17 protein-coding genes are annotated in these 18,952 nt (G+C 64.5%); 6 read left to right on the top strand and 11 right to left on the bottom strand.

From position 1 onward, the window contains the following. Window positions 1-4: 4 nt before the first annotated feature. Entirely contained in the window at window positions 5-742 is a 738-nt protein-coding gene (locus HWY37_RS20870; RefSeq protein ID WP_176089740.1) for an HAD family hydrolase, read from the bottom strand. A gap of 102 nt (window positions 743-844) precedes the next feature. Between HWY37_RS20870 and HWY37_RS20865 the strand changes: the two genes are divergently transcribed. Continuing rightward, complete coding sequence (locus HWY37_RS20865) at window positions 845-1,540, top strand: GntR family transcriptional regulator (protein WP_176089739.1); 696 nt, start codon at window positions 845-847, stop codon at window positions 1,538-1,540. A gap of 192 nt (window positions 1,541-1,732) precedes the next feature. Here the strand turns inward: HWY37_RS20865 and gyrB are convergent, their stop codons facing one another. The 3 genes from gyrB to dnaA all read right to left on the bottom strand — a co-directional run bounded on the left by gyrB (window position 1,733) and on the right by dnaA (window position 6,855). After that, on the bottom strand, window positions 1,733-4,180 hold the full coding sequence (gyrB, locus tag HWY37_RS20860; protein ID WP_175205366.1) for a DNA topoisomerase (ATP-hydrolyzing) subunit B: 2,448 nt from the start codon (window positions 4,178-4,180) through the stop codon (window positions 1,733-1,735). 96 nt (window positions 4,181-4,276) lie between these two features. Further along, window positions 4,277-5,386, bottom strand: a complete 1,110-nt coding sequence (gene dnaN / locus HWY37_RS20855) for a DNA polymerase III subunit beta (protein WP_054455945.1) — start codon at window positions 5,384-5,386, stop codon at window positions 4,277-4,279. 2 nt (window positions 5,387-5,388) lie between these two features. Continuing rightward, on the bottom strand, window positions 5,389-6,855 hold the full coding sequence (dnaA, locus tag HWY37_RS20850; protein WP_175205367.1) for a chromosomal replication initiator protein DnaA: 1,467 nt from the start codon (window positions 6,853-6,855) through the stop codon (window positions 5,389-5,391). 394 nt (window positions 6,856-7,249) lie between these two features. On the opposite strand from dnaA, the gene rpmH reads away from it, so the two are divergent. The 5 genes from rpmH to HWY37_RS20825 all read left to right on the top strand — a co-directional run bounded on the left by rpmH (window position 7,250) and on the right by HWY37_RS20825 (window position 11,504). Next, the gene (rpmH, locus tag HWY37_RS20845; RefSeq protein ID WP_003816025.1) at window positions 7,250-7,384 is read left to right on the top strand and encodes a 50S ribosomal protein L34; all 135 of its coding nucleotides are present in this window, start codon (window positions 7,250-7,252) and stop codon (window positions 7,382-7,384) included. A gap of 50 nt (window positions 7,385-7,434) precedes the next feature. Continuing rightward, window positions 7,435-7,806, top strand: coding sequence for a ribonuclease P protein component (locus tag HWY37_RS20840; protein ID WP_175205484.1), 372 nt, complete (start codon window positions 7,435-7,437; stop codon window positions 7,804-7,806). Continuing rightward, complete coding sequence (gene yidD, locus HWY37_RS20835; protein ID WP_175205368.1) at window positions 7,803-8,075, top strand: membrane protein insertion efficiency factor YidD; 273 nt, start codon at window positions 7,803-7,805, stop codon at window positions 8,073-8,075. The genes HWY37_RS20840 and yidD overlap by 4 nt, the downstream gene beginning before the upstream one ends. 48 nt (window positions 8,076-8,123) lie before the next feature. Further along, window positions 8,124-9,803, top strand: a complete 1,680-nt coding sequence (yidC, locus tag HWY37_RS20830; RefSeq protein ID WP_175205369.1) for a membrane protein insertase YidC — start codon at window positions 8,124-8,126, stop codon at window positions 9,801-9,803. A 252-nt stretch (window positions 9,804-10,055) separates the two neighbouring features. Next, on the top strand, window positions 10,056-11,504 hold the full coding sequence (locus HWY37_RS20825; RefSeq protein WP_175205370.1) for a catalase: 1,449 nt from the start codon (window positions 10,056-10,058) through the stop codon (window positions 11,502-11,504). A 71-nt stretch (window positions 11,505-11,575) separates the two neighbouring features. On the opposite strand, the gene HWY37_RS20820 is transcribed toward HWY37_RS20825, so the two are convergent. The 7 genes from HWY37_RS20820 to HWY37_RS20790 form a co-directional block, all read right to left on the bottom strand. After that, window positions 11,576-12,454, bottom strand: a complete 879-nt coding sequence (locus HWY37_RS20820) for an ABC transporter permease (protein ID WP_176089738.1) — start codon at window positions 12,452-12,454, stop codon at window positions 11,576-11,578. Window positions 12,455-12,465: 11 nt separating this feature from the next. After that, the gene (locus HWY37_RS20815; protein ID WP_176089737.1) at window positions 12,466-13,299 is read right to left on the bottom strand and encodes an ABC transporter ATP-binding protein; all 834 of its coding nucleotides are present in this window, start codon (window positions 13,297-13,299) and stop codon (window positions 12,466-12,468) included. 1 nt (window position 13,300) lies between these two features. Continuing rightward, the gene (locus tag HWY37_RS20810) at window positions 13,301-14,344 is read right to left on the bottom strand and encodes an ABC transporter substrate-binding protein (RefSeq protein WP_176089736.1); all 1,044 of its coding nucleotides are present in this window, start codon (window positions 14,342-14,344) and stop codon (window positions 13,301-13,303) included. 51 nt (window positions 14,345-14,395) lie between these two features. After that, window positions 14,396-15,301, bottom strand: coding sequence for a TauD/TfdA dioxygenase family protein (locus tag HWY37_RS20805; protein ID WP_175205374.1), 906 nt, complete (start codon window positions 15,299-15,301; stop codon window positions 14,396-14,398). A 328-nt stretch (window positions 15,302-15,629) separates the two neighbouring features. Continuing rightward, window positions 15,630-16,829 (bottom strand): M20 aminoacylase family protein, encoded by a 1,200-nt coding sequence (locus HWY37_RS20800; RefSeq protein WP_175205375.1) that lies wholly within the window; start codon window positions 16,827-16,829, stop codon window positions 15,630-15,632. Between the two features lie 97 nt (window positions 16,830-16,926). Continuing rightward, window positions 16,927-17,946: an ABC transporter ATP-binding protein gene (locus HWY37_RS20795; RefSeq protein ID WP_175205376.1), complete on the bottom strand. Its 1,020-nt coding sequence runs from the start codon at window positions 17,944-17,946 to the stop codon at window positions 16,927-16,929. Continuing rightward, on the bottom strand, window positions 17,943-18,950 hold the full coding sequence (locus HWY37_RS20790) for an ABC transporter ATP-binding protein (protein WP_175205377.1): 1,008 nt from the start codon (window positions 18,948-18,950) through the stop codon (window positions 17,943-17,945). Before HWY37_RS20790 ends, HWY37_RS20795 begins: the two co-directional genes overlap by 4 nt. Window positions 18,951-18,952 lie beyond the last annotated feature (2 nt).

The following is an 18,952-nucleotide window of genomic DNA, read 5'->3' as shown; positions in this document are numbered from 1 at the left end:
CTCGTCAGGCCAGCGTGGCGGCGGGTTGATCGGCGCCGGTCAGGGCAGCAACAAGTTCGGCAAGGCTGGAGACCGTGAGGTCGGGCTTCGCCTCGGCCGCGCCTTCGCCCGACAAGCCCAGCAGCCTGCCCGGGCGGTTGACCCAGGCGCAACGCACGCCCAGGCGGTTGGCCGGCGTAATGTCAGCCCGCAGGCTTTGCCCGACGTGCAAGATCCGTTCGCGCGGGATGCCCATGCGCGTCAGTTCGCCGATGCCCGTATCGAAATGCGGCCAATCGGGCTTGTAGGCGCCCACGCGTTGTGCCGTGACCACCAGATCGAAGCGGAAGTCCAGGTTGTCGCACGAGGTGTTGAGCGAAGCCTGGTCGATGTTGCTGAACGCGCCCACCTTGGCGGATTGCTGCAGGCGCACAAGCCCGGCATGGCTGTCCTCGAATGCCGGCCAAGTATGCGGCGCAGCCGCGAACTGGCGGCGCAGGTCGGGGTCCACCGCCACCTTGAACTCGGCGCAGATGCGCTCGAAGCACTTGGTCAGGACGTCGGGGTAGAGGTGCGCCGGGCGTTCCTTCTGGATCGCGGCGCGGGCGCCATCGAAAGCCATGATCAGGGTTTCGGCGTCGGCCTCGATGCGGTTCTCGCGCGCCCAGCGCGTCAGGAACCTGGCGATCGAAGGCTCCCAATCTATCAACGTGCCGTACACGTCGAAGGTCACGGCATCGAAATCGGAAAGGCGGAGCGTCATATGCAACCTTGATGAAAAGTGTGAGGGTCCGTGAACTATAATCGATAATCGATAATCGTCAATGTTTGATCCGTCCGTATAATCCCTAGGAGGAGAAAATCTATGGACTACGGTGAAACGTCGCCCCTGGGCCAGGCCCTGGCGGATCGTTCGATTACTGGCGCGGTGGTGGACGCTCTGCGCGGAGAGATCATTCACGGCCAGCTGAAGCCGGGCGAACGCCTACGCCAGGATGCCGTGGCCTCGCGTTTCCGGGTCAGCCAGACGGTCGTGCGGGAGGCGTTCAAGGACCTGATCCGCGAGTGCTTCCTGATCTCGGAGCCGCGTCGTGGCGTCAGCGTGGCGACGATGTCGGCCGACGAAGCCGAGGAAATGACGATTTTGCGTAGCGTCGTCGAACCGCAAGCGTTGGCTTGGGCCATACCCCGGCTGACAGAGGCTCAATTCGAGGCCGCCGAGCGCGTGCTCAAGCAACTGGACGACGAAAAAAGCGTCGATCAGATCATCTTGCTGAACGCCCGCTTCCACCAGGGGCTGTATGCCGCCGCGAATCGCCCAAGGACGCTGACGATGGTCGAGACCTTACGCCTGGGCTTTGAACGCTACCTGCGTTACACGTGGGAGTTCACCTCGCACCGGGACCGCTCACAACAGGAGCACTGGGAGCTTCTGGCGATGTGCAAGCAGGGCGAGGTGGAGTCTGCCTGCAGGCTTCTGACGCAGCACATCCGTGCGACGGGAGATCTGCTCGTCGAATGCCTGGCGAAACGGCCTGTGGAGCCATTGTCCAAGGTTTGAAGCGCTAGGGCCGGGGGCTGGCGGTCATGCCCGACGGGTCAGCGAATCGGCGCACCCGGGCGGCTTGCCGATAGGCTGCTCACCCGGAACCTGGCGTGCGGGCACAAAGAAAAAGGGGCTGCCTGGCAGCCCCTTTTTCATGCGATCCGGGTTTCTCGGGAAGAATCCGGATCCTCGCGGAATCCCACGCCGTCAGGCGTCGATATTCCCCGCCGACAGCGCGTGCGTCTCGATGAAGTTGCGGCGCGGCTCGACGTCGTCGCCCATCAGCGTGGTGAAGACCTCGTCGGCCGCGATGGCGTCCTCGATCTGCACGCGCAAGAGGCGGCGCACCTTCGGGTCCATGGTGGTTTCCCACAGCTGTTCGGGGTTCATTTCGCCCAGACCCTTGTAGCGCTGCTTGGAAATGCTGCGGTCGGCTTCACTGCGCAGCCACTGCATGGCTTCGCGGAAGTCGGACACGGTCTGTTCCTTGCGCTTTTCGCCTTCGCCGCGAGCGGCCAGCGAACGCGCGCCGACCTTGCCGGAGAAGCTCTTGGCGGCCTTGGACAGCACGGCGTAGTCCGAACCGTTGACGAAGTCCGCGTCGATGATGCTGACGCGCACGTTGCCGTGGTGCATGCGCTGCACCGACAGGCGGTGGCGTTCGGTGGCTTCGTCGAACTCAGGCACCACTTCCACGCCATTGCCGCTGACCGGATCGCGCATGGCATCCGCCAGTTGGCGCGCGGACTCGGCGGTGGACTCGGCCGTTTCCAGGTTGATCTCCACGCCTTCGGCCATGGCCGACAGCGCGGCCACGTCGAACACGCGCGACAGGCGCGCGATCACGGCGTCGGCCGCGACGTACTGGCGGGCCAGTTCATTGAGTTCGTCGCCGCGGATGATGTTGCCGCCCGAGATGATCTCGGCGTCCTTCAGCGCCAGCGACAGCATGAACTGCGCTTCTTCCTGGTCGTCCTTCAGATAGCGCTCTTCGCGGCCGACCTTGACCTTGTACAGCGGCGGTTGGGCGATATACACGTAGCCGCGCTGCACCAGCTCGGGCATCTGGCGGTACAGCAGCGTCAGCAGCAGGGTGCGGATGTGTGCGCCGTCGACGTCCGCGTCGGTCATGATGATGAGGCGGTGGTAGCGCAGCTTGTCGACGTTGAAGTCGGGACCGATGCTGGTGCCCAGCGCGGTGATCAGCGTGGCGATCTGCTCGCTGGCGATGAGGCGGTCGAAACGCGCCTTCTCGACGTTCAGCACCTTGCCGCGCAGCGGCAGGATGGCCTGGAACTTGCGGTCGCGGCCTTGCTTGGCCGAGCCGCCTGCGGAGTCACCCTCGACGATGTAGAGCTCGCACAGCGCGGGGTCCTTTTCCTGGCAGTCGGCCAGCTTGCCGGGCAGACCCGCGCCTTCCAGCACGCTCTTGCGACGGGTCATCTCGCGCGCCTTGCGCGCGGCTTCGCGGGCGCGGGCGGCTTCGACGATCTTGGCGCACAACGCCTTGGCGTCGTTCGGGTGTTCCAGCAGCCAGGTTTCCAGCGTGCGGGCCACGGCTTCTTCGACGGCCGGACGCACTTCGCTGGAGACCAGCTTGTCCTTGGTCTGGCTGCTGAACTTGGGCTCGGGCACCTTCACCGACAGCACGCAGGCCAGGCCTTCGCGCATGTCGTCGCCGGACGTTTCGACCTTGGCCTTCTTGGCCAGTTCATTGTCGGTGATGTACTTGTTGATGATGCGGGTCATCGCCGCACGCAGGCCGGTTAGGTGCGAACCGCCGTCGCGCTGCGGGATGTTGTTGGTGAAGCACAGCACGCTTTCGCTGTAGCTGTCGTTCCACTGCATTGCCACTTCGACGCCGACCGGCACGCCGCCCGCTGCGGACTCGGTGGTGACCGAGAACACGTTCGGGTGCAGCACGGTCTTGCTGCGGTTGATGTATTCGACGAAGCCCTTCACGCCGCCGGAGAACGCGAAGTTCTCTTCCTTGCCCTGGCGCTGGTCGATCAGGCGGATCTTCACGCCATTGTTCAGGAACGACAGTTCGCGCAGGCGCTTGGAGAGGATCTCGTAGTGGTACTCGATGTTGTTGAAGATGATCGGATCGGCCAAAAAGCGCACTTCGGTGCCGCGCTTGTCGGTCGTGCCGGTCACGGCCAGGGGTGCAACGCGCTCGCCCTGGCGGAATTCCATCTGGTGCACTTCGCCGTTGCGGCGGATGGTCAGCCGCAACCATTCGGACAGCGCGTTCACGCAAGACACGCCCACGCCGTGCAGGCCGCCGGACACCTTGTAGGAGTTCTGGTCGAACTTGCCGCCGGCATGCAGCTCGGTCATGACGATTTCGGCCGCGCTGCGGTGGAATTCGTCGTCCTTGTGGATGTCGGTCGGAATGCCCCGGCCGTTGTCGGTGACCGAGATGGAGTTGTCGGTGTGGATCGTGACGACGATGTCGTCGCAATAGCCGGCCAGGGCTTCGTCGATGGCGTTGTCGACGACTTCGAACACCATGTGGTGCAAGCCGGTGCCGTCGGAGGTATCGCCGATGTACATGCCGGGGCGCTTGCGCACGGCCTCCAGCCCCTTGAGCATCTTGATCGAGTCAGCGCCGTAGCCGCTGTTCTCGGGAGTGGTGTTCTGCTGATCTGACATGTCTGTATCGATAACGCTTTAAAGAACGGCCTGGCGGCCGGACCGCCCACGGGCCCTCAGGCCCGCAAGCGGCACAAACCCACGGATGGGTGCGGATCAGATCCGCATGGGCATGACGACGTACTTGAACTGGTCGTCTTCGGGCAGGGTGATGAGCGCCGACGCGTTGGCATCGGGCATGACCGACCACTGGATGTTGTCCACCTTGACGTTGGACAGCACGTCGAGCAGGTAGCCGACGTTGAAACCCACGTCCAGGGCTTCGTGGCCGTAGTCGATGTCGATTTCTTCCTGCGCCTCTTCCTGCTCGGCGTTGGAGGACGAGATCTTCATCTGGTTCTGCGCCAGTTGCAGGCGCACGCCCTTGAACTTGTCGGTGGTCAGGATGGCGGCGCGCTGCAGGCTGCCCTGGAGCGCTTCGCGGCCGACCAGGAAATGGCGCGTGTAGTTCGTCGGGATCACGCGCGTGAAGTCGGGGAACTTGCCTTCCACCAGCTTGGACACGAGTTCCACGTCGCCGAAGCGGAAGCGGATCTGGCCCGGCGCCACGTCGATGGAAACCGGCTCGTCGGAGTCTTCCAGCAGGCGCTGCATTTCCAGCACGGTCTTGCGCGGCACGATCACTTCATGGCGTTCGCTGATGCCGTCGGCTTCCGTCGAGCAGTGCGCCAAGCGGTGGCCGTCGGTGGCGACAGCGCGCACGCGGCCCGGCTCGAACACCAGCAGCATGCCGTTCAGGTAGTAGCGGATGTCCTGTTGCGCCATGGCGAAGTGCACCATGTTGAACAGGTGGCGCAGCGTGCGCTGCGGCATGGTCAGCGACACGTCCCACTGCTCGGGCTGAGCCACGGTGGGGAATTCGCTGGCGGCCAGCGTCTGCAGGGCGAAGCGGCTCTTGGCCGACTGCACCGACAGCTTGTTGCTGGCCAGCGCCAGGCGCACGTCGCCCGTGTCCGGCAGGGCCTTCAGGATATCCAGCAGCTTGCGCGCCGCGACCGTGGTGGATTCGTTGTCTTGACCCACGCCGAAGTCGGCATGGGTGGTGATCTGTACTTCCAGGTCGGTCGCAATGAAGGCAACCTTGTTGCCTTCCTTGCGCATCAGGATGTTCGCCAGGATGGGCAGGGTATGGCGTCTTTCGACGATGCCCGCCACAGTCGACAGCGGTTTCAGCAATGCATCGCGTGTGGTTTGTACGAGTTGCATGTTCATCCTTTTAGAGTTTGTTCCAACACGTGCAGGGTATGGTTGAGCTCCGCTTGCTTGGCGCGGGCGTCGGAAATCTTGCGTACGGCATGCAGCACGGTGGTGTGATCACGGCCACCGAACAGATCGCCGATTTCCGGCAGGCTTTTCTGGGTCAGCTCCTTCGCCAGGTACATCGCGACCTGGCGCGGCAAAGCGATATTGGCGGGCCGGCGTTTCGAGTACATGTCGGCCACTTTGATCTTGTAGAAATCCGCCACCGTCTTCTGGATGTTCTCGACGGTGATCTGGCCGTTGGACACCGACAGCAGGTCCTTCAGGGCTTCCTTGCAGACGTCCACCGTCAGCACGTCGCGGCCGTGGAAGCGGGCGTAGGCCAGGACCTTGCGCAGCGCGCCTTCCAGTTCGCGCACGTTGCTGCGCAGATGCTTGGCGATGAAGAACGCCACTTCCTCGGGCATGGGCACGCCTTCGGATTCCGCCTTGCGCAGCAGGATCGCCACGCGCATTTCCAGTTCCGGCGGCTCGATGGCCACGGTCAGGCCGGAGTCGAAGCGCGAGATCAGGCGGCTGTCGATGCCCGACAGTTCCTTCGGATAGGTATCGCTGGTGATGATGATCTGCTTGCGCTGGGCCACCATCGCTTCGAACGCGTAGAAGAATTCTTCCTGCGTGCGGTTCTTGCCGGAGAAGAACTGGATATCGTCGATCAGCAGCAGGTCGAGCGAGTGGTAGTAGCGCTTGAAGTCGTCGAACGCCTTGCGCTGGTACGCCTTCACCACGTCGGACACGTACTGGTCGGCGTGCACGTAGCGCACGCGCACGCCGGTGCCCGCCGCGACCATGGCATTGCCGATGGCGTGGATCAGGTGGGTCTTGCCCAGGCCCACGCCGCCGTACAGGAAAAGCGGGTTGTAGGACGTGCCCGGGTTCTCGGCCACCTGCAGCGCGGCGGCGCGCGCCAGCTGGTTCGCCTTACCCGTCACGAAGTTCTCGAACGTCAGGTCGGTGTTCAGGCGCGAGCGCTCGTACACGATGTTCGCCGCATCCGCGTTCACGGCTTGCGCCGCCTGCGCGGCCGCCGTCGTCGCGGGGGCAGGAGCGGCAGGCGCTATCGGGGCCATCGGTGGCGGCGCGCCGCCTGAAGGAATCGCAGCGGACGGATGCGCGGGGGCCACAGGCGCGGCGCGCACGGGCGCGACCGGCATGCGCGGCGTGGCGCCTTGCGTCGGCAACTCGAACAGCACCTGCACCGGACGCTCGAACCACTCCGCGGCCAACGCTTCGATCTGGTGGGAAAAGTTCTTGCGCACCCAATCCAGCTTGAACCGGTTGGGAGCGGCAACGCGCAGCACCGCCTGCGTTTCGTCGTACGCAAGCGGGACCAGCGGTCGTATCCACGCGCTGATTTGTTGGGGGGGGAGTTCCTGCTCAAGACGACTGACGCAGGTCTGCCAGAATTCTTTCATGTCGCTCTTATTCAAACCTCGATTCTACCTTGCCTGGGCTGGGGTTATCCACAGGGTAGGGCATAAGCATCCACGCGGCGCCGGCTTAACTGTTTGACAAGACAGGGAAAACTTGCTGAAATGGTGGGCTTTTCCGAATTCTGTCTGTCAGAAGGTTCCACAGAGAGCTTAGCCGCGCTTTGTAGGCAATGGTGTCTAACGATGCCTACCGCCCACGCAACTGCCTGGTTTTGCTTCTATAAGTCGCCCGGGGTTTCCCGGTCAGAGCCCCGTCTACAAGCTGTTTTTTTGCACCTGTTGCAAAAATGCTCACTAGATACCCGCTTCCTGAATGCGCGACCAGGAACCCTCCGGGCAGGTCCCTTCTGACTTTTGTTCTTTTTGTGGATCGTCCATGAAACGTACCTACCAACCTTCCGTTACCCGCCGCAAGCGCACCCATGGCTTTCGCGTGCGCATGAAAACCCGCGCTGGCCGCGCCATCCTGAACGCTCGCCGCGCCAAGGGCCGCAAGCGTCTGGCCGTCTAAGTCCTGGTTTTCCGGCTTTGTCCGGATACCTGACGCCTGATCTGCAGTCCATGCCGCGCTCCACGCTTCCGCCGGAGGCGCGGCTGCATCGCCCCTCCGAGTTCGCCGCCGCCCTCAAAGGCCGGCGTCTTGCCCGAGGGGCGTTCTTCATTGTGAGCGCGGCTCCCAATGATCTGCCCCCCGGCCAGGATGCCTGTGCCCGCCTGGGCCTGGTGATCGCCAAGCGTTTCGCCGCCCACGCCAGTACGCGCAACGCCATCAAGCGGGTCATCCGCGAGGCGTTCCGCCACCGGCGCCTGGGATTGCCGGCAAAAGATTACGTCGTGCGCCTGCATAGCAAGGTCGCGCCCGCCACGCTCACCGCGCTGAAACGCTCGGCCAGAGCCGAAGTGGACGCTCACTTTGAGCGGATCGCGCGATGATCAGGGCTTTACTCATTGCCCCGATCCGGTTCTACAGGTTCTTCCTGAGTCCCTGGATCGGCAGGCAGTGCCGCTTTACCCCGACCTGCTCGGCGTATGCGATCGAAGCGATCGAGCGCCACGGCGCCTGGCGCGGCTTCTGGCTGGCGGTCCGGCGCATCGGCCGCTGCCACCCGTGGTCGCCGGGCGGATTGGATCCGGTTCCGCCGGCCAAGGGAACCAATGGCCCCTCGTGCTGTTCCCACAGCCACCGCACCGAGCACGATTGACGCTAAACTGGCGGGCTTTGCTGGCCCGTATTCACCTCAGTAGGCACCATGGATATCCGACGAACCGTCCTCTGGATGATTTTTTCCTTCTCGCTGTTGCTCCTATGGAACAACTGGCAGATCCATAACGGCAAGCCGTCGCTGTTCGGCCCCACGCCGGCGGCCACCACGAGCGAGCCGCAGGCAGCCGCGAACAATGGCGCGACGCCTTCGGTGCCCAACGCGCCCGTCCCCGCGACCGCCGCTCCGTCCGTCGTGCCCGGCGCCGCCGCGCCTGTCGCCGCGCGCTCGGAAGAGGTCGTCATCACGACCGACGTGCTGCGCCTGACGTTCGACACCATGGGCGCCCAGCTGGTGCGCGCCGAGCTGCTGAAGTACCCGGCCACCGGCCAGCCCGACAAGCCCACGGTGCTGCTGGACCGCGCCGCCGGCCTGAACTACGTGGTGCAGACCGGCGTGGTGGGAGCGCCCAACGGCCAGAGCTTCCCGACGCACCAGACGCCTTTCCGCGTCGTGTCCTCGGAACGCCAGCTGACCGGCGACAGCCTGGTCGTCGCCTTCGAAGGCGAATCGGGCGGCGTCAAGGTCACCAAGACGTTCACGCTGCACCGCGGCCGCTATGACATCGACGTGCGCCACGACCTGGCCAACGTCAGCGCCGCCCCCGTATCGCCCGCGCTGTACCTGCAGCTCGAACGCGACGGCAACGACCCGGCCGACACGTCCAGCTTCTATCACACCTTCACCGGTTTCGCCGTCTACTCGGAACAGGACAAGTTCCAGAAGATCACCTTCAGCGACATCGAAAAGAAGAAGGCCAACTACATCAAGCAATCGGACAACGGCTGGATCGCCGTGGTCCAGCACTACTTCGCCACCGCCTGGGTGCCGCCGCAGGGCAAGCCGCGCACGAACGAACTGCTGGAAGTGCAGAAGAACCTGTACGCCGCGCGCAGCATCGAAGCCGTGGGCGAGATCGCTCCTGGCGCCGCCTCCCGCGTCGACTCGCACCTGTGGGTCGGTCCGCAGGACCAGAAGGCCATGGCGGCGCTCGCCCCCGGCCTGGAACTGGTGGTCGACTACGGCTGGCTGACCATCATCGCCAAGCCGCTGTTCAAGCTGATGACCTGGCTGCATTCCATCCTGGGCAACTGGGGCTGGACCATCGTGGCGCTGACCGTGCTGATCAAGGCCGTGTTCTACCCCCTGGCCGCCGCCAGCTACCGCTCCATGGCCCGCATGAAGCAGGTGGCTCCGCGCCTGCAGGCCCTGAAGGAAAAGTACGGCGACGACAAGCAGAAGCTCAATGCGGCCATGATGGAGATGTACCGCACCGAGAAGATCAACCCGCTGGGCGGCTGCTTGCCGATGGTGGTGCAGATCCCGGTGTTCATCTCGCTGTACTGGGTGCTGCTGGCCAGCGTGGAAATGCGCGGCGCGCCGTGGATCCTGTGGGTGCATGACCTGTCGATCCGCGACCCGTTCTTCATTCTGCCCGCCATCATGATGGCCACCATGTTCCTGCAGATCAAACTGAACCCGACGCCCCCGGACCCCGTCCAGGCCAAGGTCATGATGATCATGCCGTTGGTGTTCGGCGGGATGATGTTCTTCTTCCCGGCCGGCCTGGTGCTCTACTGGTGCGTCAACAACACCTTGTCGATCGCGCAGCAGTGGTCCATCACCCGCGCCATGCAGCGCAAGACGGAAGCCGCGGCCAACCGCTAAACGCGTTGCCGCAGAAAAACCGGCCCCAGGAGGGCCGGTTTTTTTCGCCTGCGCGCAGGCTTTCATACCAATCCGCGATTTTCTTGATAGTTATTCTTTATCAAGTTTTATAGATCAATCAACTTCACAGCGTAGGACAAGCCCCCTATGATGTGTCGGAGATGGCCCCTGGCCGGCAATGCCGGGCTATCCCAGACACGGCGCGGGCCCCCTGCGGCCCCCGCATTCCAGGCATTTCATAGGGAGTGTGCTATGACCGACAAGAAGACGCATCTGACCACCGCCGCCGGCGCGCCGGTGGCCGACAACAACAACACGCTGACGGCCGGCCCGCGCGGCCCCGCGCTGTTGGAAGACTTCTGGCTGATTGAAAAGCTCGCCCATTTCGACCGCGAACGCATCCCCGAACGCGTCGTGCATGCCAAGGGTTCGGGCGCCTACGGCACCTTCACGGTCACGCATGACATCTCGCGCTATACCCGCGCCAACATCTTTTCCAAGGTCGGCAAGCAGACTCCGCTGTTCCTGCGTTTCTCGACCGTGGCCGGCGAGCGCGGCGCGGCCGACGCCGAGCGCGACGTGCGCGGCTTCGCCATCAAGTTCTACACGGAAGAAGGCAACTGGGACCTGGTCGGCAACAACACGCCGGTCTTCTTCATCCGCGATCCGCTGAAATTCCCGGACTTCATCCACACCCAGAAGCGCGATCCCAAGACCAACCTGCGCAGCGCTACCGCCGCCTGGGATTTCTGGTCGCTCAACCCCGAATCGCTGCACCAGGTCACGACCCTGATGAGCGACCGCGGCATCCCCGCCAACCTGCGCCAGCAGCACGGCTTCGGTTCGCACACCTTCAGCTTCATCAACAAGGACGGCGAGCGCTTCTACGTGAAGTTCCACTTCAAGTCGCAGCAGGGCATTGCCTGTCTGAGCGACGAGGAAGCCGCGCAAGTGGTCGCCCATGACCGCGAAAGCTCGCAGCGCGACCTGTTCGAGAACATCGAAAAGGGCAATTTCCCGAAGTGGACGCTGAAGGTGCAGATCATGCCCGAGGCCGAAGCCGCGACCTACCATATCAATCCCTTCGACCTGACCAAGGTCTGGCCGCATGGCGACTACCCGCTGATCGAGGTCGGGGTGCTGGAGCTGAACAAGAACCCCGAGAACTACTTCGCCGAAGTGGAGCAGGCCGCGTTCACGCCGGCCAACGTGGTCCCGGGTATCAGCTTCTCTCCGGACAAGATGCTGCAGGGCCGCCTGTTCTCTTACGGCGACACGCACCGCTATCGCCTGGGCATCAATCATCACCAGATTCCGGTGAATGCGCCGCGCTGCCCGTTCCACAGCTTCCATCGCGACGGCGCCGGCCGCGTCGACGGCAACGCCGGAGCAACGCTGAACTACGAGCCCAACAGCGCGGGCGAATGGAAGGAAACCCCGTCGGCAGGCGAACCGCCGCTGGCGCTGGACGGCCAGCCCGCGGCACGCTGGAACCACCGCGTGGATGATGACTACTACTCGCAGCCGGGCGCCTTGTTCCGCCTGATGACGCCGGCGCAGCAGGAGCTGCTGTTCGGCAACATCGGCCGCCACATGGCGGGCGTACCCGAGGAAATCCAGCGCCGCCAGCTGGAGCATTTCCGCAAGGCTGACCCCGCCTACGCCGCCGGCGTGGCCAAGGCGCTGGGACTGAAGCTGTAATTCTCGAAGCGTTCAAGTGCAAGGCGGCCCCTCAAGGGCCGCCTTTTTCATGCTTGCAATACGGCGCGCCGTCAGCGCTGCATGCCCCAGCGCCTGACCGTGAAACGCTCGACGGTATCGAACACCAGGTTTTCCACAAGCAGGCCGATGATCACCACCGCCGCCAGCCCCGCGAACACGCGGTCTGTGTATAACTCGTTGCGGTTCTGGAAGATGTACCAGCCCAGGCCGCCCTTGCCGCTGGAAGCGCCGAACACCAGTTCCGCCGCGATCAGCGTGCGCCATGCGAATGCCCAGCCTATCCTCAGCCCAGCCAGGATGGCCGGCAGCGCCGCCGGCACCAGGATCTGCAGCACGTAGCGCAGGCCGGTCAGCCCATAGTTGCGCCCCGCCATGCGCAGGGTCTCCGACACGCCCAGAAAACCCGCGTAGGTGTTCAAGGCCAGCGCCCAGAGCACCGAATGGATCAGCACGAACACCAGGCTGCCTTCGCCCAGGCCGAACCACAGCAGCGCCAGCGGCAACAGCGCGATGGCAGGCAGGGGATTGAACATCGCGGTCAACGTGGACAGCAGGTCGCGTCCGAAGCGGGTCGACACCGCCAGCGTGGTCAGCACGAAGGCCAGCGCCACGCCCGCCGCATAGCCTTGCGCCAGCACGCGCAGCGATTGTCCGGCGCGGGCCAGCAGCTCGCCGCCCGCCATGCCCTGGACGAAGGCCACCGCGGTCTGCGAAGCGCTGGGCAGCAGCAGATCGTTGTCGGTGTAGCGCGCCGCCAGTTCCCAGATGCCCGCCAGCAACGCCAGGATCGCCAGCTTGCGCAGGCTCGCGTGCTGCCACAGCCGTTCATGCCAGGGCAGGGGCGCTTCGGCCGCCTGCGGCGGCAAGGGCGGCAGTTGGTACTCCACTTCGGGGCGGACGGGCACGACGCCCGCATAGGTATTGCTCATGCGGGTTTCCTTCAGGCCGCGGCCCGTTCGGCGGGCGCTTCCACTGGCGGCGCATCGAACAGCAGATCATGGATGCGCCTGGCGGCCGACTGGAAGGCGGCCGAACCCTGGCTGTGCAAGCCGAAGGTGTGGGCGTTCAGTTCGGCGCGCACCCGGCCGGGATGCGGCGACAGCAGCAACACGCGGCTGCCCAGCACCAGGGCTTCCTCGATCGAATGCGTGACGAACAGCAGCGTGAAGCGCACGTCTTCCCACAGTGCCAGCAGCTCTTCCTGCATGCGCCGCCGCGTCAACGCATCCAGCGCCGCGAAGGGCTCGTCCATCAGCAGCACGCGCGGTTGCATGGCCAGAGCGCGGGCGATGGCCACGCGCTGCTTCATGCCGCCAGACAGCGTATGCGGATAGGCATCGGCGAATGCGGACAGGCCCACCTTGTCCAGGTAGTGCATGGCGCGCTCGTCGGCCTCACGCCGTCCGAGCTTGCGCGAGGCCACCAGCGGAAACGCGACGTTCTGGCGCAGCGTCTTCCACGGCGGCAGCTGGTCGAATTCCTGGAACACCACGATGCGGTCGGGTCCCGGGCCGCGCACGGGCTGGCCATCGATGGCAATGCGGCCTTCGGTCGGTTCGATGAAGCCGGCGATGGCCTTGAGCAAAGTGGACTTGCCGCAACCGGACGCGCCCAGCAGGATGAAACGCTCCGCGCCGTGTACCTCGAAGCTCACCTGATGCGTGGCGCGCACGCGCCGTTCGCGCGTCTTGTATTCGATCGACACCTTATCCACAGCCAGCAAAGGCGCGGCCTTTTCGGTGTTATCCACAGGGGTTGCGGCGCTCAAGCCCATCTCAGCTGCCTTGCGCGGTGACGGCGTCGTCGAAGAAGTAGTCGCGCCAGCTTGCCGGCGCGTTCTTGATCGCGCCCACCTTGTGCATGAACTCGGCCAGCGCGTAGGTATTCTGCGGTTCCAGCTTGAATTGCACGTCGGGGTTCTTTATCACCTTGATCAGGAAGTCGCGATCCAGCTTAGCGCCCGTGACGCGCAAATAAGTGTCCGCCGCCTGCTCCGGATTGGCGCTGGCGAACTGGGCCGCTTCCTTCAGCGCGGCCTGGAACGCCTTGTAGGTTTTGGGATTTTCCTTGCGGAATTTTTCGGTGGCGAACAGCACCGTCGACGAACTGGGTCCGCCCAGCACGTCATAGGAATTGAGCACGATGCGCGCCTTGGGATTCTCGGCCAGCTCCTGTTCCTGGAATGGCGGATTGCCGAAATGCCCCGTGATTTCGGTGCCGCCGGCGATGATGGCGGCGGCCGCGTCCGGATGCGGCAGCGCGACGGATATCTTGTCCAGCTTGTTGAACTGCGCGTCGCCCCACAGCTTGGCCGAGGCCAGTTGCAGCACGCGCGACTGCACCGACACGCCGACCGCCGGCACCGCGATGCGGTCCTTGTCGGTGAAGTCCGCAATCGTCTTCACATTGGGATTGTTGCTCACCAGGTAATAGGGAAAGTTGCCCAGCGAGGCCACGCCCTTGACGTTCTGCTTGCCGCGCGTGCGGTCCCAGATGGTCAGCAGCGGTCCCACGCCCGCCCCCGCGATATCCACAGCCCCCGACAGCAGCGCGTCGTTCACCGCCGAGCCGCCGGACAGCTTGGCCCACTCCACCGAGATATCCACGCCTTCGGCCTTGCCGTGCTTTTCGATCAGCTGCTGGTCGCGCGCCACGTTCAGCAGCAGATACACGATGCCGTACTGCTCCGCGATGCGGATGCGGCCTTCCGCCATGGCCGGGGTGGGCGAAGCCAGCGCCAGCACGGCAAGTATCAGCGCCAGGCCCGCGCCGGTGGCGGTCTGGATCAAGCGATCACGTAGTACGGAGGAAAAACCCATGGCGAACCCTGTGGATAATTGGTTTTGCTTGAAATTGCGGCGATCCGGGAATCAGAAGGGCGCGTCGCCTTCGATCGTGGTGCGGTACAGCTTGCGCCGCAGATGGTCCGGCGTGCCGCCGGCCAGGTGGATCAGCGAACGGTTGTCCCAGAACACCAGGTCGTGCGGCTGCCATTGATGGCGATAGATGTGTTCGGGCCGGATGCTGTGGATAAACAGTTCGTCCAGGATCTGGCGGCTCTCGTCCTCGGGCAGGCCCTCGATGCGGGTGGTGAAGCCTTCGCTCACGAACAGGGCGCGGCGGCCGGTTTCCGGATGCGTGCGCACCACGGGATGCACCACTTCCTGCACCTGCGCCACCTGCTGCGCGCTCAGATTGGGACGCCAGGCGCCTTCCTTCTGTAGCTGGCCGTACTTGGCCAGGTACGAATGCACGGCGCGCTTGCCTTCGATCGCGTCGCGCAAGGCGGCGGGCAGGGTGTCGTACGCCACGTGCATGTCCGCGAACAAGGTATCGCCCCCCTGTTCAGGCAGCTCTTGCGCGTGCAGCAGCGAACCCAGGCTGGGCAGTTCCTTGTATGAGATGTCCGAATGCCAGTACTTGCCGGCATCGCCCAGGCCTATCGGCTTGCCGTCTTCCACGATGTTGGAGACGATCAGGATCTCGGGATGGCCCGGCAGATGGAATTGATGCAGCACGTGGATCATCAGGCGGCCGAAGCGCCGGCTGAAATCGATGTGCTGCTGCGGCGTAATGCGCTGGTCGCGGAACACCAGCAGATGGTGATCCAGATGCGCGCGATGCACCTGGGCGAAATCGGCCGCGGCCAGCTCGCGCGACAGGTCGATGCCGACGATTTCGGCGCCCGTCACGGCCGCCAGCGGGCGGATCGAAAAGTTTTGCGGCGCGGGTTCCGCATACGCCTCGGAACGGCGCAGCGCATTGCTCTGGGACATGAATCGCTCCTTGGGCGAATGCCGCCGGCCAGGCCGGCTCAGGAACGGTCCATTATGTGAACGCACAACCCCTACGCAAACGAATTATTCGACCTTTGTTCAAGCCTGCGCGTCATATGGCGAGGACAAAAAGGCGGGTTCAGGCCTGTGGATAACCCTGGGGGCAAGCCTGGTGGCAAGCCAGGGAAAAGCAGTGGATTGCCAGGGGATATCCCGGTGGATAGGCGGTGAATAGCAGGTGGATAGCCTGTGCACAACCGAGCACCGACATGAAAAAAGGCGCGAAACCCAGGGGCTCCGCGCCTTTTAAATCAATGACTTGCGTGAATCATGCCTTGGCCATGAACGCCTGCACCAGTTTCACCCAATAAGTTGCGCCTACCGGCAGCAGGGCATCGTTGAAGTCGTAATTCGGGTTGTGCAGCTGGCACGGGCCCATGCCGTGATAGCTCTCCATGCGGTGGTCGCCGTCGCCGTTGCCCAGGAACAGATAGGTCCCCGGCACCGCTTCCAGGAAGAAGGAGAAGTCCTCGGCGCCCATGAAGGGCGGCATCTCGCGCTGCACGTTTTCGGCGCCGAAGGCGTCCTCGGCCACCTGGGCGGCAAAGGCGGTTTCCTTTTCCCAGTTCACCAGCGGGGGATAGGCCCGCACGAAATCGAGTTCGCCCGTGCCGCCATAGACCTGCGGCAAGGTGGTCGCGATGCGGCGCATGTCCGCCTCGATCTTGTCCAGGGTCTCCACCGAATAGGTGCGCACCGTGCCGCGCAACACCGCTTCGCCCGGGATCACGTTGTAGGCGTCGCCCGCATGGATCTGCGTGATCGACAGCACCGCCTGTTCCAGCGGATTCTTGCTGCGCGAGATCACCGTCTGCAAGGCGTGCACCATGTCGGCCGCCACGATGATCGGATCCACCGACGCATGCGGCTGCGCCGCGTGGCCGCCCACGCCCTTGATGACGATGTCCCAGCGGTTGCTGGAAGCCATGGTCGGCCCGGCGCGAAAGCCGAACTGGTTGACCGGCATGCCCGGCATGTTGTGGATGCCGAACACCGCGTCACAGGGGAATTTCTCGAACAGGCCGTCCTGCATCATGGCGCGCGCGCCGGCGTTGCCGCCTTCCTCGGCCGGCTGGAAGATGAACACCACCGTGCCGTCGAAATCGCGATGCGTGGACAGGTATTGCGCCGCCCCCAGCAACATGGTCGTGTGGCCGTCGTGGCCGCAGCCGTGCATGCGTCCGCTGATGGTCGACTTGTGCGCGAAACGGTTGTGCTCGGGCATGGGAAGCGCGTCCATGTCGGCGCGCAGGCCGATGGTCTTCTTGCCGCTGCCGCCACGCAATACGCCCACCACACCGGTTTTCCCCAGCCCGGTGTGGACTTCCAGGCCCCAGCCGCGCAGACGCTCGGCAACCAGCGAGGATGTGCGCGTTTCCTGGAACGCCAGTTCGGGATGCGCGTGGATATCCCGTCGCAGCGCGGTGAGGTCGCCGTGGGCGCGTTCGATTTCGTCGATGGTTTTCATGGCTGTGGATAAACCGTAAGAGTGGAATTCAGGAGCTTGGCTATGCTGGAATTCTCGCGCTTCGTCCGGGCGAGGTCCAGCGCACCGGGCTTTCGGACTAGGCCGTATCGTTCAGATGGCAGGCGCTGAACTGGCCCGGCGCGATCTCCCGCAGCAACGGCCGCTCGGCCTTGCAGCGCGGCATCGCATGCGGGCAGCGCGGGTGGAATGCGCAGCCTGCGGGCGGGTCCAGCGGCGATGGCAGCTCCCCCTTGATGGGCTGGTAGGTGCGCCGCCCGGGCTGCAGCGTCGGCAGCTCCTTCAGCAGAGCCTGGGTGTAGGGATGGTTGGCGTGCTGAAATACCGTGTCGGTGGGCGCCAACTCCACCACGCGGCCCAGGTACATGATGGCCACGCGGTCGGATATGTGGCTGACCACGCTGAGATTGTGGCTGATGAAAAGATAGGTCAGGTCCAGGTCCGCGCGCAGCTGCTCGAACAGATTGAGCACCTGCGCCTGGATCGAAACGTCCAGCGCGGCGACCGCCTCGTCGCAGACGATGACGGAGGGCTTGAGCGCCAGCGCCCGCGCAATTCCTATACGCTGCCTCTGGCCGCCCGAGAACTGATGGGGATAACGCTGTGCAAAAGCCGGATCCAGCCCCACTTGCCGCATCAGCCCCGCGACATAGTCCGCCTTGTCGCGCGAACGGATCAGCCCGTGCGCGACGGGCGCCTCGCCGATGATCTCGCGCACCCGCATGCGCGGATTGAGCGATGCATACGGATCCTGGAAGATCATCTGCACGCCCAGCTCGTAGGCGCGCCGCTCCGGGCCCGCCATGGCCTTCACGGCGCGGCCCTTGTAGTGGACCTCGCCGGAAGTCGGCGGCAGGATGCCGGACACGACCCGGCCTAACGTTGATTTCCCGCAGCCCGATTCGCCCACGATGCCGATCACTTCGCCCGGCGTCACATCCAGGTCCACGCCGGCCACCGCGTGCACCACCTGTGTCTTCAGGCCCGCGCCCAGCAGATTGGCGATGCGGCCAGCCAGATCCACAGGCTGCACGAAACGCAGCTCGATCTCGCGCAGCGACAGGATGGGGGCGTTGGAATCGCGTTCTGCGGCGTTCATTTGAGGTCTGGCTCTCCGGCATGCCAGCAACGCACCCATTGCGCTGGGCGAACTTCCACGGGTTGCGGCTCGACCAGACAGGCATCCGTCGCGCGCGGACAGCGCCCGCGGAATGCACAGCCTTGCGGCAGGTTGAGCAGCGACGGCGTCATGCCCGGAATCGGCACCAGCGGCCTGCCACGGGATTCCGGCGTGGGAATGGACGCGATCAGGCCATGCGTGTAGGGATGCATGGGATGGCTGATGACCGCCTGCGTGGTGCCCGTTTCCACCACGCGCCCCGCATACATGACGGATACGCGGTCCGCCAGGCCGGCCACCACCGCCAGGTCGTGCGTGATCCAGATCAGCGCGGTGCCGGTCTCGCGGCACAGCTTCTGCACTTCGAACAGGATCTGCCCCTGGATGGTCACGTCCAGCGCCGTGGTGGGCTCGTCCGCGATGATCAGGCGGGGCGAATTCAGCAGCGCGATCGCAATAGCCACCCGTTGCCGCATGCCGCCTGACAGCTGGTGCGGATAGGCGCGCAGGCGTTCCTCGGGCGAGGGGATGCCCACCATTGCCAGGGTCTGCAAGGCGCGCTGCCGGGCCTGCTCGCGCGAGGCCTGGCTATGCGCCTGCACCGCCTCGATCATCTGCGTATCGACGCGCAGCACCGGGTTCAGGGTCATCATCGGGTCCTGGAAGATCATCGCGATCTCCTGGCCCCGCAACTGCCGCCAGCGCGCAGGCGTGGCGCCGCGCAAGTCCTCGCCGTTGAACAACAGCTTGCCGTCGACGATGCGGCCAGGCTCGTCCAGCAGCCCCATCAGCGAGAAGCCCGTGATGCTCTTGCCCGATCCCGATTCGCCCACCAGCCCCAGGATCTCGCCCTCGGCCAGCGTCAGGTCCACGCCGTCGACGGCCTTCACCACGCCATTGCGCGTGAAGAAGTGCGTCTTCAGGCCTTGCACCTCAAGAATGGGCGCCGGCGCGGCCTTGGACTTTTCCACAGGTGTCTGCATCG

The organism is Achromobacter anxifer, from assembly GCF_903652925.1.
GTDB lineage: Bacteria > Pseudomonadota > Gammaproteobacteria > Burkholderiales > Burkholderiaceae_B > Achromobacter > Achromobacter anxifer.
The sequence above is the reverse complement of the archived record's forward strand: the minus strand, read 5'-3'. Positions and strand labels throughout refer to the sequence as shown.

Coding starts and splice junctions, on each gene's coding strand:
- HWY37_RS20815 (WP_176089737.1), bottom strand. CDS start 13,299: ATGGGCTTGAGCGCCGCAACCCCTGTGGATAACACCGAAAAGGCCGCG.
- HWY37_RS20805 (WP_175205374.1), bottom strand. CDS start 15,301: ATGTCCCAGAGCAATGCGCTGCGCCGTTCCGAGGCGTATGCGGAACCC.
- HWY37_RS20820 (WP_176089738.1), bottom strand. CDS start 12,454: ATGAGCAATACCTATGCGGGCGTCGTGCCCGTCCGCCCCGAAGTGGAG.
- HWY37_RS20865 (WP_176089739.1), top strand. CDS start 845: ATGGACTACGGTGAAACGTCGCCCCTGGGCCAGGCCCTGGCGGATCGT.
- yidD (WP_175205368.1), top strand. CDS start 7,803: ATGATCAGGGCTTTACTCATTGCCCCGATCCGGTTCTACAGGTTCTTC.
- rpmH (WP_003816025.1), top strand. CDS start 7,250: ATGAAACGTACCTACCAACCTTCCGTTACCCGCCGCAAGCGCACCCAT.
- gyrB (WP_175205366.1), bottom strand. CDS start 4,180: ATGTCAGATCAGCAGAACACCACTCCCGAGAACAGCGGCTACGGCGCT.
- HWY37_RS20810 (WP_176089736.1), bottom strand. CDS start 14,344: ATGGGTTTTTCCTCCGTACTACGTGATCGCTTGATCCAGACCGCCACC.
- HWY37_RS20795 (WP_175205376.1), bottom strand. CDS start 17,946: ATGAACGCCGCAGAACGCGATTCCAACGCCCCCATCCTGTCGCTGCGC.
- dnaA (WP_175205367.1), bottom strand. CDS start 6,855: ATGAAAGAATTCTGGCAGACCTGCGTCAGTCGTCTTGAGCAGGAACTC.
- HWY37_RS20800 (WP_175205375.1), bottom strand. CDS start 16,829: ATGAAAACCATCGACGAAATCGAACGCGCCCACGGCGACCTCACCGCG.
- dnaN (WP_054455945.1), bottom strand. CDS start 5,386: ATGCAACTCGTACAAACCACACGCGATGCATTGCTGAAACCGCTGTCG.
- HWY37_RS20870 (WP_176089740.1), bottom strand. CDS start 742: ATGACGCTCCGCCTTTCCGATTTCGATGCCGTGACCTTCGACGTGTAC.
- HWY37_RS20825 (WP_175205370.1), top strand. CDS start 10,056: ATGACCGACAAGAAGACGCATCTGACCACCGCCGCCGGCGCGCCGGTG.
- HWY37_RS20790 (WP_175205377.1), bottom strand. CDS start 18,950: ATGCAGACACCTGTGGAAAAGTCCAAGGCCGCGCCGGCGCCCATTCTT.
- yidC (WP_175205369.1), top strand. CDS start 8,124: ATGGATATCCGACGAACCGTCCTCTGGATGATTTTTTCCTTCTCGCTG.
- HWY37_RS20840 (WP_175205484.1), top strand. CDS start 7,435: ATGCCGCGCTCCACGCTTCCGCCGGAGGCGCGGCTGCATCGCCCCTCC.